Below are 16,490 nucleotides of genomic sequence, written 5' to 3'. Positions count from 1 at the left end.
GTCTGCTGTTCGCGTCCTCTCACGGCGTCTCGAACTCGGTGTCGAGGAGGTCGAAGACCTCCTCGATCGAGGCGGCGTCCAGATTGTCGTCCCGCCTGGTCCGCTCGCCCTGGCACCGGTCGGCCAGGGCCCGCAGGCGGGCCGCCAGCCGGGTCCGGTCCTCCTCGTCGCCGTCCATCCGCGTCAGGTCGGCTTCGAGGCGGGCCAGTTCCGCCAGCAGTCGGTCGGCCTCCCGTACCGGTTCGGGAGCCAGTTCGGCGCGGAGTCGGCGGGCGAGTTCGGTGCAGTTCGGGTGGTCGAACACCAGCGTGGCGGGCAGCCGCAGCCCGGTGGAGGCGGCCAGCCGGTTGCGCAGCTCGACGCCGGTCAGGGAGTCCATGCCGAGTTCCAGGAAGCCGCGGTCGACGTCGACTTCCCCGGGGGTGGCGAAGCCGAGGGTGGCGGCGACCTGGCCGCGGACCAGGTCGAGCACGACGCGCCGCTGGTCGGCCTCGGGCACTCCGGAGAGCGCGGCCCGCAGGGCCGCGGGGTCCCCCGAGCCGGTCCCCGTCCGCCGCTTCTGGCGGGGAACCAGTGTCCTGAACAGCGGGGGCACCAGGTCGCGCCCCCGCAGGGCCGCCGGCCGGAAGGCCATCGGCACCACGAGCGGCCGGTCGGCGGCACAGGCCGCCGAGAAGGCGGCCATGCCGTCCTCCGTGGTCAGTGTGCTCATGCCGGAGCGCGTCACGCGGCGCACGTCGGCCTCGGTGAGGGTCCCGGTCAGTCCGGTGCGTTCGGCCCACGGCCCCCAGGCCAGCGACACCGCGGGCAGCCCCAGTCGGCGGCGGTGCGCGGCGAAGGCGTCCAGGAACACGTTGGCCGCCGCGTAGTTGGCCTGCCCCGCTCCGCCGAGCACACCGGCCGCGGAGGAGAAGAGAGCGAACGCCGTGAGGTCCGCGTCCCGGGTCAGCTCGTGCAGGTTGACCGCCCCTCGTACCTTGGGCCCGAGCACCCGGGCGACACTCCGGTCCGTCATCTGGGCGAGCACGCCGTCGTCCAGGACGGCGGCGGTGTGCACCACCGCGGTCAGCGGGTGTCGCGCGGGGATCCGGGCCAGGGTGTCGGCCAGTGCCTCGCGGTCGGCCACGTCGCAGGCGGCCACGGTCGCCCGGGCTCCCAGGTCCGTCAGTTCGGCGACCAGTTCCTCGGCGCCGGGAGCGGCGGGACCGCTGCGGCTGATGAGCAGGAGGTGCCGCACTCCGTGGTGTCGCACCAGGTGCCGGGCGAGGGCGCTGCCGAGGGTGCCGGTGGCACCGGTGACGAGGACCGTGCCGTCGGCCGTCTCCAGGCCGGTACGCGGCTCCGGTTCCGGTCCGTCGGTCCGTCCTCCGGGTACGGGCATCCGGACCAGCCGGGGCGCGAGGACCCGCCCGCCGCGTACGGCGACCTCGGTCTCCCCGGCCTCCAGTGCGGCGACGACGGCCCTGTGCAGGAGGGCGGGGTCGGGCTCGGCCGCCGGGTCGAGGTCGACCAGCAGGAACCGGCCGGGGTGCTCGGCCTGCCCGGAGCGCACCAGGCCGCGTACCGGTGCGTTGACCAGGTCCGTCAGGTCGTCGTCACCCGTGGCGACCGCGCCCCGGGTGACCAGCACCAGGGGTTGTCCGGATCGCTGTTCGTCCGCGACCCGGTCACGGACCAGGCCGAGGACCCGGGTGACGGCCTCCTCCACGGCGCCGGCCGTGTCGGCTCCGGTGGCGGGGTCGACGAACGGTGCTACGAGGATGTCGGCCTCGTCGGGCTTCGTCTCCCCGAACGCCCCGTCCAGCCAGGTGTCGTCCCCGAGCAGGGCGAGCCGGCCCGGAGCGGCGGCGGGGAGCGGCACCTCGGTGCCCCAGTCCACGTGCAGGAGTGTGTCGGCCGGACCGTGGCGGACAGCCGCCAGTTCGGCGCCCGCCGGCCGCGCCACCAGGGCCCCCACCCCGCCGACCGGGATTCCGGTGTCGTCGAAGAGTTCGAGGCCGACGCCGTCATCGGACTCGGTGAGCCGCACGCGGAGGGTCACGGCGCCGGTGGCGCCCAGCGTCACCTCCCGCCACATGAAGGGGAGGTCGGCCGTGCGGCCGGCTTCGGCCTCGGCGCCGTCGCGCAGGCGGCGCAGCAGGCCGATGCCGTGCAGAGCCGCGTCGAACAGCGCCGGGTGGAGAAGGAAGCCCTTGCCGGACACCTCGTCGGACAGACGCACCTCGGCGTAGAGCGCGTCGTCACGGTGCCAGGCTCCGGTGAGCGCCCGGAAGGCGGGCCCGTAGCTGTAGCCGGCGTCGGCGATGGCCTCGTAGAAGCCGGTGAGTTCGACCGGCTCGGCGCCCGGCGGAGGCCAGGTGGTGAGCGAGCGGGCGGCGGGCGCGGCGGCGGGCGCCAGCGTGCCGGTGGCGTGCCGGACCCACGGGGCGTCCTGGAGGTCGGCGTCGCGTGCGTGGACGGCCACCTCCCGGCGGCCCGTCTCACCGGCGGCGCCGACCGTGAGCTGCACCTCCACGGCCTGGTCCTCGCCCAGCACCAGGGGGGTGCCCAGGGCGAGTTCCTCCAGTACCGGGGCCTGTACCTGGGCGCCGGCGTGCAGGGCCATCTCCACGAAGGCGGTGCCCGGCAGCAGGACGGCGCCGAGGACGGCGTGGTCGGTCAGCCAGGGCTGGGTGCGTGCGGACAGCCGCCCGGTGAACACGGTGCTGGCGCCGTCGGCGAGCGTCAGCGTGGCGGTCAGCAGCGGGTGCCCGGTGCCGCTCAGGCCGGCCGCGCCGAGATCGCCGACGCCCGGGGACGCGGTGTCGAGCCAGTACCGCTCCCGCTGGAAGGGGTACACCGGCAGCGGAACGGTCCGCACCGGCAGTCCCGCGAGGGGCGCGGTGAGGTCGGCCGCGCCCCCGTGGGTGTGGAGTTCGGCGACGGAGAGGAGGAAGCGTTCCATGCCGCCCTGGTCGCGGCGGAGCGTACCGAGCACGGTGACCTCTCCCGGAGCGAGGTCGGGGATGTCGTCGAGGATCTCGCCGAGCGAGGGCGCGAGGACGGGATGCGGACCGATCTCCACCAGGAACCGGGCACCCTGCTCCACCAGCCCCCGCACGCCCCGGTCCAGGTCGACGGGGGTGACGAGGTTCCGCTGCCAGTAGGCGGCGTCGAGCAGTTCGCCGTCGGTCCGCTCGCCGGTGACCGTGGAGTGGAAGGGGACACCGCCCGGCGTGGGGCTGAGGCCGGTGAGCAGGTCCGCCAGCTCGCGGGCCGCCGGTTCCACCTGGGCGCAGTGGGAGGAGAAGTCCACCCGGATACGTCTCGCCCGGACGCCGTCCGCCTCGCAGGCGGCGAGGAAGTCGCCCAGTGCCTCGCGCTCCCCGGCGACCACGCTCCACGCGGGACTGTTGATCCCGGCCAGGGAGAGCCGCGTGCCCCACGGCTCCAGCAGTTCGCGGGTCTTCTCGGCCGGCAGGGCCACGGACGCCATGCCGCCGATGCCGGCCAGCGGGAGAAGCACCTTGCCGCGCAGGGCGACGACCCGGGCCGCCTCGGCGCGCGAGAGGACACCGGAGGCGTAGGCGGCGGCGATCTCGCCCTGCGAGTGGCCGAGGACCATGTCGGGTTCGACGCCGTGGGCCCGCCACAGGGCGACGAGCGCCGCGGTCACACCGAAGAGCACGACCGGTGTCACGTCGACCCGGTCCAGCGGCGGGGCGCCCTCGGCGCCGCGCAGCACGTCGATCAGCGACCAGTCCAGGTGGCGGGCGAACTCCTCGCCGCACGCGTACAGCTCGGCGGCGAAGACTTCGGAGGTCTCCATCAGTTCGACGGCCATGCCCTCCCACTGGCCACCCTGCCCGGGGAAGACGAAGGCGACCTTCCCGGGGCGCTCGACGCCCTGGACCAGGTGCGGCGCCGCCTCGCCGCGGGCGAGGGCGAGGAGCGCGGCCCGGCGGTCGGCGTCGGAGGCGGCGACCACGGCGGCACGGTGTCCGAGCAGCGCCCGGGTGGCGGTCAGCGAGTGGGCGACATCGGCGGGGTGGGCGGCGGGTGAGGCGTCCAGGTGCTCGAGGAGCCGCCGGGCCTGACCCCGCAGCGCTTCCGCGCCGCGCGCGGACAGCATCCACGGTGCCACCACGCCGTCGAGCTCGGGAGCCCGGTCGGGCTCAGCGGTCCGGTCGAGCTCGAGGGTCCGGCCGGCCTCGGGAGTCCGGTCGGGCTCGGGGGCACGCTCCGGGTCCTGGACCGGCGCGGGCTGTGCCACGTACTGCTCCAGCACCAGGTGGGCGTTGGTGCCGCTGCCACCGAAGGAGGACACGCCGGCCCGCCGGGGGCGCCCGTCGGTGTCGGGCCAGGGGATGGTTTCCGTCAGCAGCTCGACCGCGCCCGTCGACCAGTCGACGTGCGGGGTCGGCGCGTCGATGTGCAGGGTCCCGGGCAGGACCCCCTCGCGCAGCGCCATGACCGTCTTGATGACGCCCCCCACGCCGGCCGCCGACTGGGTGTGCCCGATGTTCGACTTCACCGAGCCGAGCCACAGCGGCCGGCCCTCGGCGCGGTTCTGGCCGTACGTCGCCAGGATCGACTGCGCCTCGATGGGGTCCCCGAGGGTGGTGCCCGTGCCGTGCGCCTCGACGGTGTCGATGTCGGCGGCGTCCAGACCCGAGTTGGCCAGCGCCTGGCGGATGACCTTCTGCTGGGCGCGGCCGCTGGGGGCGGTGAGGCCGTTGGAGGCGCCGTCCTGGTTGACGGCGGTGCCGCGGATCAGCGCGAGGACCGGGTGTCCCGCACGCAGCGCGTCCGAGAGGCGCTCCACCAGGATCATGCCGACCCCCTCGCCCCAGCCGGTGCCGTCGGCCGCCGCGGCGAACGGCTTGCACCGGCCGTCGGCGGCGAGGCCGCGCTGGCGGCTGAACTCCGTGAAGGAGGCGGGGGTGGCCAGGACGGCGGCGCCGCCCGCCACCGCCAGGTCGCATTCGTTGTTCCGCAGTGCCTGGCAGGCCAGGTGGATGGCGACGGCGGAGGACGAGCAGGCCGTGTCGACGGTGGCGGCGGGCCCTTCGAGGCCGAAGGTGTAGGAGATGCGCCCGGACGCGGCGGCGGTACCGGTGCCGGCGAGGAAGAAGCCCTCGGCCTCGTTGCCCGGCTGTTGGGCCCCGATGCCGTAGCCGACGAACGAGGTGCCGACGAAGACGCCCGTCGGGCTGCCCCGCAGGGAGGACGGGTCGATCGTGGCCCGTTCCATCGCCTCCCAGGTCGCCTCCAGCAGCAGCCGCTGCTGCGGGTCGGTGGCCACCGCCTCGCGGGGGCTGATCCCGAAGAGGGACGCGTCGAAGTGGGAGGCGTCCGCGAGGAACCCGCCCTCCTTGACGTAGGAGGTGCCGGGGTGGTCGGGGTCGGGGTGGTAGAGGTTCTCCACGTCCCAGCCGCGGTCCGACGGGAAGGGCCCCATGGCGTCGGTGCCGTCCAGCACGAGCCGCCACAGGTCCTCGGGCGAGTCCACTCCGCCGGCGTACCGGCAGCTCATGCCGATCACGGCCAGCGGCTCGTCCGCGGCGCCGCCGCCGGCTCGGGCCGCGGTGCCCTCGGCCGCCTCCTGCTCGCCGAGCACCTCCACGAGCAGGTGGCCGGCCAGGTCGGCGGGGGTGGGGTGGTCGAACACCAGAGTGGGCGGCAGCTTGCGGCCCGTGGCGGCCTGCAGGCGGTTGCGCACGTCGACGGCCATCAGTGAGTCGAAGCCCAGGTCCCGGAAGGCGCGGCCGGCCTCGATCGCGGCGGTGTCGGCGTAGCCCAGCGCGGCGGCGGCGTGCTCCCGTACGAGATCGAGCAGGTGCTGGGTCCGCTGCGGTCCGGTCAACCCGACCAGCCGGTCATGCAGTTCGCCGGTCTCTTCGGAGCGGTCGGCCGGGAGCTCGGCCGTCGCGAGCGCGGCCCGGGCCTCGGGGATGTCCATGATCAGCGGACGGGCGCGGGCCGCGGTGTAGCCGGGGGCGAAGCGTGCCCAGTCGATGTCGGCGACGGTCAGGCACGTGTCGTCGGCGTCCAGCGCCTGGTCGAGCGCTTCGAGGGCGAGGCGAGGATCCATCGCGTGCAGTCCGCGCCGGCCGAGTTCCGCGGCGGCCCGACCGTCGTCGGCCATGCCGCCCTCGGCCCAGCCGCCCCAGGCCACGGCGGTGGCCGGCAGACCCCGGGCCCGGCGGTCCTGGGCCAGCGCGTCGAGTACGGCGTTGCCCGCCGCGTAGGCGGCCTGACCCGCGCCGCCCCAGACACCCGCGCCGGAGGAGAAGAGCACGAACGTGCCGACGTCTGCGGCCAGTTCGTCCAGGTGCCGGGCGCCCTCGGTCTTGGCGGCCGTCACCGCGGCGAGTTCGCTCTCCCCGCAGTCGGCGAGGGCGGTCGCCTGCGCCACACCGGCGGCGTGGATCACCGCGTCGGCGGGGTGCTGGGCGAGCAGCGCGGCGACCTGGTTCCGGTCGGTGACGTCGCATGCGGCGACGATCGTCTCGACGCCTCGTGCGGTGAGTTCGGCGGCCAGCTCCCGGGCCCCGGGGGCGTCCGGGCCGCGGCGACCGGTGAGGACGAGCTTGCGCGCGCCCCGGGCGGCCATGTGGTGGGCGAGGTGCCGTCCGATGCCGCCCGTGCCGCCGGTGATCAGCACGGTGGAACCGGGCTGCCAGGACCGGACCGGCGTGCTCTTCGGGGCCCGGACCATGCGGCGTACGAAGACGCCGGCGGGACGGAGCGCCACCTGGTCCTCCGTACCGGAGTGCCCGGAGTGCCCGGAGTGCCCGGAGTCCCCTGAGCCCTTGGAGCCCTTGGAGCTCCCGGAGGTCTCGGGCTGACGCGCGATCAGCCGCAGCAGCTTGTTCAGCACCCGGTCGTCCGGCTGCTCCGGCAGGTCGACGAGGCCACCCCAGCAGTCGGGCCGCTCCAGGCCGGACACCAGGCCCAGGCCCCAGGTGGCGGCCTGGGCGATGTCCCGTACCGGGTCCGTGCGGCCGACGGAGACGGCGCCGCTGGTGACCAGGTGGACCGGGACCGGGGTCGGGCGGGCGGTCATGACACGCAGCAGGGCGAGGTTGAGCGCGGCGCCGACGCTGATGCCGGGGTGGGCGGGGTGCGGGCGGGAGTCGAGGGCGAGCAGCGAGATCACCCCGGACAGCGGTCGTTCCCCGGACGGTTCCGCGGGCGGGTCGGCGGTCACGTGGGCCGTGCCGCCGGCCCGGTCCACCAGAGCGGCGAGCCGGCCGGCCAGTTCCTCCTGCTCCTCCCCCGCGACGATCGCCCAGGTGCCGGTCAGCGCGGGCCGGCCGGGCCCGGTGAGGGGTGTGTGCCTCCACTCCACCCGGTAGCGCCAGCCGTCCACCGTGGACCGGTCGTGGGAGCGCCGCCGCCACGCCGCGAGCGCGGGCAGTGCGGGGGCCAGGACGTCGGTGCCCAGGGACTCGGCGAGCGCCTCGGCGTCGCCGCCCTCCACCGCTGCCCAGAAGCGGCCTTCCTCGGCCGTACCGCCCTGGGCGGGGCCGGCCGTCTCCTCCGGGAGGGGCTCCCACCAGTAGTGGTCGCGCTGGAAGGGATAGGTGGGCAGGTCGACGACGCTGCCACGGGACGCCCAGGAGGGGCCGACGCCCCGGACGAACGCTTCGGCGAGCGAGACGGAGAACCGTTCGAGCCCGCCCTCCTCACGGCGCAGCGAGGCCAGCAGCACGGGGTCGGACGCGCCGGCGTCCTCCGCGGTCTCCTGGACGGCCCCGGCGAGTGCCGGGTGGGGGCTGCACTCGACGAAGACGCCGAACCCGTCGGCGAGCAGTGCGCGCGTGGCCGGGGCGAACTGCACGGTCTGCCGCATGTTGCGGTACCAGTACTCCGCGTCCAGCTCGGTGGTGTCGAGCAGTCCGCCGGTGACCGTGGAGTAGAAGGGGATGCGCGAGGCACGGGGCCGTACGGGCGCCAGCACCGCGAGCGCCTCCTCGCGCAGCGGCTCGACGACGGCCGAGTGCGCCGCGCCCTTGATCCGGAGCTTGCGGCACCGTACGCCCTCGGTCTCCAGCTCGGCGAGGAACTCGTCCAGGGGTGCCTCGTCACCGGCGACGGAGACGGACGACACCCCGTTGACGGCGGCGATGCTGAGCGCGTCGCCCCAGCGTTCCAGCCGTGCCAGCGCCTCCTGTGCGGGCAGCGAGACCGAGGCCACCGCCCCCTGGCCGACCACCCGGGACAGCAGGCGGCTGCGGTGGGTGACGACCCGCGCGGCGTCCTCCAGGGACAGGGCGCCGGCGAGGTGGGCGGCGGCGATCTCACCCTGCGAGTGGCCGACCACCGCCTCCGGCTCGACGCCGTGTTCGCGCCAGAGCGCGGCGAGCGCCACCATCGTCGCGAAGAGTACGGGCTGGATGACCTCGGCCCGTTCCATGTTCCCGGCCCCGGGCAGGCCGCGCAGCGTGTCCTCGACCGACCAGTCGAGATGCTCCTCCAGTGCCTGCGCACAGGTCCGCAGAGTGTTCCGGAAGGTCGCGGACTCCGCCAGCAGCCGGTCGGCCATGCCGGGCCACTGCGAGCCCTGGCCGGGCAGCACGAACGCCACCCGGCCGGTCCGCCCCGCCGTCCCGGTCACCAGGCCCGGCGTGGGGGCGCCCTCGGCGAACGCGGTGAGCTGCGCGTGGTGGTCGGGGCCGAGGAGGACGGCGCGGTGCTCGAAACGGGAGCGGGTGGCGGCCAGGGAGTGGGCCACGTCGTGGCCGGCGGGCGCGGGGTCGGCGTCGAGGTGGGCGGCGAGGCGCCGTGCCTGGGCGCGCAGGGCGGCGGGGGTACGGGCGGAGAGCAGCCACGGCAGATCGACCTCCGAGCCCCCGTCGGTCCCGGGCGAGGCCGCGGCCGGCTCCGGGAGGGCCTGCTCGAGGATGGTGTGGGCGTTGGTCCCGCTCATGCCGAACGACGAGACGGCCGCCCGGCGCGGACGCTCCGTGTCCGCCCACTCGACCTGCCTGGTCAGCAGCCGGACCCCGCTGCCGTCCCAGTCCACGTGCCGGGTGGGTTCGGTGATGTGCAGGGAGCGCGGCAGCACGCCGTGGCGCAGGGCCATCACCATCTTGATGATCCCGGCGACGCCGGCGGCGGACTGGGTGTGCCCGATGTTGGACTTCAGCGAGCCCAGCCACAGCGGCTGTTCCTCGTCGCGCCCGCGCCCGTACGTGGCCATCAGGGCCTGGACCTCGATGGGGTCGCCGAGTTCCGTGCCGGTGCCGTGCGCCTCGACCGCGTCCACGTCGGCGGTGTCCAGGCCCGCGTCGGCGAGCGCCGCCCGGATGACCCGCTGCTGGGCGGGGCCGTGGGGGGCGGTGAGGCCGTTGGACGCGCCGTCCTGGTTGACCGCGCTGCCGCGCACCACGGCCAGGACCGGGTGCCCGTTGCGGCGCGCGTCGGAGAGCCGCTCGACCAGGAGCATCCCGACGCCCTCGCCCCAGCCGGTGCCTTCGGCGTCGGAGGAGAAGGCCCGGCAACGGCCGCCGGGCGCGAGCGCGCCGCCCTGCGCGGCGTCGGTGAAGATGCCCGGTACCGCCATGACGGTGGCACCGCCGGCCAGCGCCATCGCACACTCCCCGCGCCGCAGTGCCCCGATGGCCAGGTGCAGCGCGACCAGCGACGACGAACACGCGGTGTCCACGGTCACCGCCGGCCCTTCGAGCCCGAACGTGTAGGCCAGCCGGCCGGAGACGACGCTCGTCGCGGTGCCGGTGAGGACGTGGGGGCGGGAGCCGTCGGGCACGGCGAACCGGCCGAGTCCGTATCCGCTGGTGGCGGTGCCGACGTAGACGCCGGTGGAACTGGCGCGCAGCTCCGCCGGATCGACGCCGGCCCGCTCGAAGGCCTCCCAGGAGGTCTCCAGCAGCAGCCGCTGCTGCGGGTCCATCGCCAGCGCCTCACGGGGCGAGATGCCGAAGAACGCCGGGTCGAATCCGCCGGCGTCCTGGAGGAAGCCTCCCTCGAAGGTCCGCCGGTCGTCGGCCTTCTCGCTCTCGCCGTAGATGTGGGCGAGGTCCCAGGCCCGGTCGGTGGGGAAGTCGCCGACGGCGTCGGTCTCCTCGGCGACGAGCCGCCACAACGCCTCGGGGGTGTCGGCCCCACCGGGGAAGCGGCAGGCCATACCGACGATCGCGATGGGGTCGCCGGCGGTCTCCGCACGGGTGGTGGCCGGCACGGCGGGTGCGGGCGCGGCGAGGTCGCCGAGGACCTCCGTGACGAGGTGGGTGGCGAGTGCCTCGGGTGTCGGGTGGTCGAAGACGAGGGTCGCGGGCAGCCTGCGGCCGGCCGTCCGGCCGATGCGGTTGCGCAGCTCCACCGAGGTCAGCGAGTCGAAGCCGAGGTCCTTGAACGGCCGCGACGGGTCCACCGCGTCCGGCGACGCGAAGCCGAGCACCGACGCGACCAGACCGCGTACCAGGTCGAGCGCGGTGCGGGCCCGGTCCTCCGCGGGCAGCCGGCGCAGCCGCTCGGCGAGGCCGCCGGGGGCGACGGTACGGTCGGCGACCCGCCGGGCGGGACGGACCAGCCCGTGCAGCAGCGGGGGCGGTGTCGCCGGGGAGGCGGCGAGCCGTGCGGTGTCCAGGACGGCGGGGAGCAGTGCCGGGTCGGGCAGTGCCAGGGCGGTCTCCAGCAGGCCGAGGCCCCGCTCGGGGCCCAGCGGCGGGAATCCGGAGCGGCTGATGCGGGCCGCCTCGGACTCGGTGAGCGCGTCGGCCATGCCGCCGATGCCGGCCCAGGGACCCCAGGCGAGGGACAGCGCGGGCAGTCCGCGGGCGTGCCGGTGTCGGGCGAGGGCGTCCAGGTAGGCGTTGGCAGCCGCGTAGTTGCCCTGTCCGGGGCTGCCGAAGGTCCCGGACATCGAGGAGTACATGACGAACGCGGCCAGGTCGGCACCGGCCGTCGCCTCGTGCAGGGCGGTGGCCGCGGTCTTGGGCGCGAGGACGGCCTCGAGCCGGTCCTCCGTGAGCGACTCCACGAGGCCGTCGTCGAGGATGCCCGCCGCGTGCACGACGGCGGTGAGCGGATGCTGCGCAGGGACTTCGGCGAGCAGGGCTTCCAGTGCCTCGGGATCGGTGACGTCACAGGCGGCGACGGTGACCTCGGCGCCCAGGGCGGTCAGTTCGGCGCTCAGTGCGGCGGCGCCGTCGGCCTCCGCTCCCCGGCGTCCGACCAGCAACAGGTGGCGCAGGCCGTGTTCCACGACCAGGTGCCGGGCGGTGAGGGCGCCGAGCGCCCCCGTACCACCCGTCACCAGCACCGTGCCCTCGGCGTCCCACGCGGCCGGCACCGACAGCACGACCTTGCCCACGTGCCGGGCCTGGCTCACGAAACGGAACGCGTCCGGCGCCCGCCGCACGTCGAAGGCCCGCACCGGCGGCGCCGCCAACGTCCCCGTCGCGAACAGCGCCAGGACCTCGGCGAGGATCTCCCCGATCCGCTCCGGCCCCGCCTCCCGCAGGTCGAACGCCCGGTAGGCGCACCCGGCGAACGCGTCCGCCTCCCGCACGTCCGCCTTGCCCATCTCCACGAACCGTCCACCGGGCACCAGCAACCGCGCCGAGGCGTCCACGAACTCACCGGCCAACGCGTTGAGCACCACATCCACCCCACGCCCACCGGTCCGCTCCCTGAACACCCCCTCGAAGCCCACGTCCCGCGACGACGCGAGGTGCTCCGCGTCCAGGCCCGTGGCCGCCCACTTCGCCGGCGACGCCGTCCCGTACACCTCCGCGCCCAGATGACGCGCGACCTGCACCGCCGCCATCCCGACACCACCGGCCGCCGCGTGCACCAGCACCGACTCGCCGGCCGACAACCCCGCCAGGTCGACCAGCCCGTAGTACGCCGTCACGAAGGCGATCGGCACCGCCGCCGCCTGCGCGAAACCCCACCCGTGCGGCAGCTGCGCCAGCAGCCGCTCGTCGGTCACCGCCACCGGACCCATCGCGCCGTCGAAGAACCCCATCACCCGGTCCCCCACCGCGCAGCGGGTCACCCCAGGGCCCACCTCCAGCACCACGCCGGCGGCCTCGCCACCCACCAGCACCTCGCCCGGGTACATCCCCAACACGTTCAGCACGTCACGGAAGTTGACTCCCGCCGCACGCACCGCCACCCGCACCTGGCCCGGGCGCAGCTCTCCCTCCGCGTCCGGCGCCGGAAGCAGCGCCACGTTCTCCACCGCGCCGCGCTCCGTCACCCCCACCCGCCACGCACCGCCGGGAGGCGGTACGAGGCCGCGGTCCGCCGCCGTCAGCCGCGCCGCGAGCACGGTGTCCCCGCGTACGGCGGTCTGCGGTTCTCCGGATCTGACGCAGCGGGCGAGCGCCCGGGCGTCGTCCTCGGCCGACGGGTCCAGATCGACCAGGACGATGCGGCCGGGGTGCTCCGACTGCGCCGAGCGCACCAGGCCCCATACGGCGGCTCCCGCCACATCGGGCACGGTGTCGGCGGGGTCCGCCTGCACCGCGCCACGGGTGGCGACGATCAGGCTGCTGTCCGCGTACCGCTGGTCGCCGAGCCAGGACCGCAGCCGTCCGAGCACCTCGGTGGTACGCGCGAGCACCGCCTGCGCACCGGTGGCCGGGTGGGCGTCGGTGCAGGCGGACAGCACAAGATGGGTGGGCGTCCGGCCGCTGTCGGCGAGGTGGTCGAGCGTGCCCGCCCGGTCGACGAGCGGCTCGCCGCCTCCGAACTGTGCGAACTCGCCGGGCCCGGCCCCGGCCGCCGGGACCGGCGTCCACTCCAGCCGGTAGAGGTCATCGGGCTGTCGCGCCTCGTCGGTGAGGGCCGGTGCGGGCCGAGTGACGACACGCTCCACGGTGACGACCGGGCTGCCGGCCGGGTCGACCGCCCGCACCCGGACACCGTCGCCGTCGTCCACGGGCGAGACCCGGGCACGCAGGAGGGTCGCCCCGGACGCCCAGAGCGTCACCCCGGACCAGGAGAAGGGCAGGCCCGTCCCGGCGCCGTCCCCCTGCACGGCGGCCGACTGGAGCGCGGCGTCGAGCAGGGCCGGGTGCAGTCCGAAGCCAGGGGCGGCGCTCTCGGGCAGAGCGAGTTCGGCGAAGACGTCCCGGCCACGCGTCCACACGGCGGACACGCCGCGGAACAGCTCGCCGTACTCCAGCCCGGCGGCCGCCAGCCGCTCGTAGAGCGCGGCCGGGTCGGTGGGTGTGGCGTCCTGCGGCGGCCATACGCCGACGAGTTCGGGGTCTTCGGCGACGGTCCGGGGCCGAGGGACGAGGACGCCGGTGGCGTGCCGGGTCCAGGGACGGTCCGGCCATCCGTCGAACGCGCCCCCGTCGCCGCGCCGGGAGTGCACGGTGAGGGTCCGTCTGCCCTCGTCGTCGGCCGCGCCCACGGCCAGCTGCACCTGCACGGCGCCATCCTCGGGCACGATCAGCGGCGCCTCCAGCACCAGCTCGTCCAGCCGCTCGGTCTCCGCTTGCTCACCGGCTCGCACCGCGAGATCCACGAACGCCGTGCCGGGCACCACGATCCGCCCGTGCACCCGATGCTCCGCCAACCACGGCTGGGTGGCCGTCGAGATCCGGGCGGTGAAGAGGTATCCGTCCTCCTCCGCGAGCGCGACGCCCGCGCCCAGCAGCGGATGATCGGTGACGCCGAGGCCGGCGGACGCGACATCACCGACCCAGGAGACACCGGAGGGCCAGTAGTGGTCGGCGGCGAAGGCGTACACGGGCAGCGCGATACGCCGGCCACCACCGCGCGCGAACACGGCGGAACGGTCGAGGTTCGCACCGCGTGCGTGGACACACGCGAGGGCACGCAGCAGTGTGGCGTGCTCGTCGTGGCCGGAACGCAGAGCGGGGGTGGCGGTCACCTCCTCGGTGAGGTGAGGGACGAGGGCGGAGAGCACACCGTCCGGACCGAGTTCGAGAAACACGCCGGTACCGCTGTCACAGGCCTGGCGCACCGCGTCGGCGAAGCGGACCGGCTCCCGCACCTGACCCACCCAGTACTCGGGAGTGGCCAGGTCGCCGGGGGCGGTGGTGAGAACCGGGATCTGCGGGGCTTGGTAGGTCAACGACCGCGCCACGGCCGCGAAGTCGGCCAGCATTGGCTCCATCAGGCGGGAGTGGAAGGCGTGCGAGACCGCGAGACGCTTCACCCGCACACCCTGCGCCCGGAACCGCTCCTCCAGACCGGCGACCGCCTCCGCATCCCCCGACACCGTCATCGAGGTCGGCCCGTTGACCGCCGCCAGGTCCACCCCGTCGGGCAGCTCCAGAGCTTCCTCGGTCGCCTCCACGGCCAGCATTGCCCCACCCCCGGGCAACGCGTCCATCAACCGCCCCCGCGCCGACACCAGCGCACACGCGTCGTCCAGGGACAACACCCCCGCCACATGCGCGGCGGCCAGCTCCCCGATCGAGTGCCCCACCAGCACATCCGGAGTCACACCCCACGACTCCACCAGCCGGAACAGCGCCACTTCCAGAGCGAACAACCCCGCCTGCGCGTAGACGGTCCGCTCCAGCAACCCCGCGTCCTCGCCGAACACCACATCCCGCAACGGACGCTCAAGATCCACCCGCGCACACACCGCGTCGAAGGCATCCGCGAACACCGGGAAGGCCCCGTACAACTCCCGGCCCATCCCCAGCCGCTGCGACCCCTGACCCGAGAACAGCAGCGCGAGGCCACCCCGCACGACCTTGTCGCACACCACCGACGGCATGTCCTCGCCCTCGGCCAGCGCCCGCAGCCCGGCCAGCAGCTCCTCCCGGTCGGCACCGAGCACCACCGCCCGGTGTTCCAGCGCCGCGCGCCCCGTCGCCAACGAGTGGCTCACATCGGCCGGGTGCGCCTGGGCGGCCACCGGCAGCAGCCGCCCGGCCTGGCGGCGCAGCGCATCGGCGGAGCGGCCGGACAGTGGCCACGCCAGCGGTCCGGCCTCGGTGCCCGTCCCGGTCTCGGTCGTCGTCTCCTGGTCGGCACCCGCGGCGGGCGCCTCCTCGAGGATGACGTGGCCGTTGGTGCCGCTCACCCCGAACGACGACACCCCCGCCCGGCGCGGCCGCTCGCCCCGGGGCCAGGACCGCCCCTCGGTCAGCAACTCCACCGCGCCTGCGGACCAGTCCACCTGGGTGGACGGCTCGTCCACGTGCAGCGTCCGGGGCAGCCGCTCGTGCCGCAGCGCCTGCACCATCTTGATGACGCCGGCGACACCCGCCGCGGCCTGCGCGTGCCCGATGTTGGACTTGACCGAGCCGAGCAGCAGCGGTCGCCCCTCGGGCCGGTCCTGGCCGTAGGCGGCGAGCAGCGCCTGCGCCTCGATCGGGTCCCCCAGCCTCGTGCCCGTACCGTGCGCCTCGACGACGTCCACGTCGGAGGCGGAGAGGCGGGCGTCGGCGAGCGCCTGGAGGATGACACGTTGCTGGGACGGTCCGTTGGGGGCGGTGAGTCCGTTGGACGCGCCGTCCTGGTTGACCGCGCTGCCGCGCACCACCGCCAGCACCTCGTGCCCGTTGCGCACGGCGTCGGAGAGCCGCTCGACCAGCAGCACGCCGACACCCTCGGACCAGCCCGTGCCGTCGGCGTCCACGGAGAAGGACTTGCAGCGGCCGTCGGCGGCCAGCCCGCGCTGCCTGGTGAACTCGGTGAACACGCCGGGTGTGGCCATGACCGTGACGCCGCCGGCCAGCGCGAGAGTGCTCTCGCCGCTGCGCAGCGACCGGCAGGCCAGGTGCAGGGCGACCAGCGACGACGAACAAGCGGTGTCCAAGGTCACCGCGGGCCCTTCCAGGCCGAGGGTGTAGGCGACCCGGCCGGAGATCACGGCGGTCGCACCGCCGGTCAACTGGTGCCCCACGGAACCTGGTTCGTTCGCCAGCAGCCGCAGGTAGCCCTGGTCGTTGCCGCCCGCGAACACCCCGGTGCGGGTGCCACGGACCGACTGGGGGTCGATGCCGGCGTGCTCGAACACCTCCCAGGCCGCCCGGAGCAGCAGCCGCTGCTGGGGGTCCATCGCCAGCGCCTCGCGGGGAGAGACGCCGAAGAAGTCGGCGTCGAAGGCGGTCGCGTCGTGGACGAAGCCGCCTTGGCGTGCGGAGCTGTGCCCCTCGCCGTCCGGGTCGCCGTCGAAGAGCCGGGCCAGGTCCCAGCCGCGGTCCTCGGGGAAGCCGGAGATCGCGTCCTGTTCCCCGGCCACCAACCGCCACAGGTCCTCGGGCGTGTGGACGTCGCCCGGGTAGCGACAGCTCATGCCGATGATCGCGATCGGCTCCTGGTCGGCGGCCTCCCGGTCACGCAGCTTCTGCTTGGTCCTGCGCAGATCGATCGTGACCAGTTTGAGGTAGTCCCGGAGCGTCTCGTCCTGTGCCATCTGCCAGTGCCTCCCAGGCTCCCGCTCGGCCACGGTCCACCCGGAGCCGCCATGGCGCGGGTGCCGTGTCCAACACATCCGCGTCCGCACGCTAGGGACGCCTCGCGAGGGCGGACAACCCCTAGAG

1 protein-coding gene is annotated in these 16,490 nt (G+C 75.1%); it reads right to left on the bottom strand.

Annotated elements, in window-relative coordinates:
* Positions 1 to 19 precede the first annotated feature (19 nt).
* A complete protein-coding gene (locus tag SAM23877_RS40840) occupies positions 20 to 16,363 on the bottom strand; it encodes a type I polyketide synthase (protein WP_053141458.1) in 16,344 nt (5,447 codons plus the stop codon).
* Positions 16,364 to 16,490: the final 127 nt, after the last annotated feature.

This window comes from Streptomyces ambofaciens ATCC 23877 (genome assembly GCF_001267885.1).
GTDB lineage: Bacteria > Actinomycetota > Actinomycetes > Streptomycetales > Streptomycetaceae > Streptomyces > Streptomyces ambofaciens.
Note: the sequence above shows the minus strand (reverse complement) of the source record. Positions and strands in the feature narration are given on the sequence as shown.

Bases quoted from the DNA above. Each gene is read 5' to 3' on its own strand.
- SAM23877_RS40840 (WP_053141458.1), bottom strand. From the start codon at position 16,363: ATGGCACAGGACGAGACGCTCCGGGACTACCTCAAACTGGTCACGATC.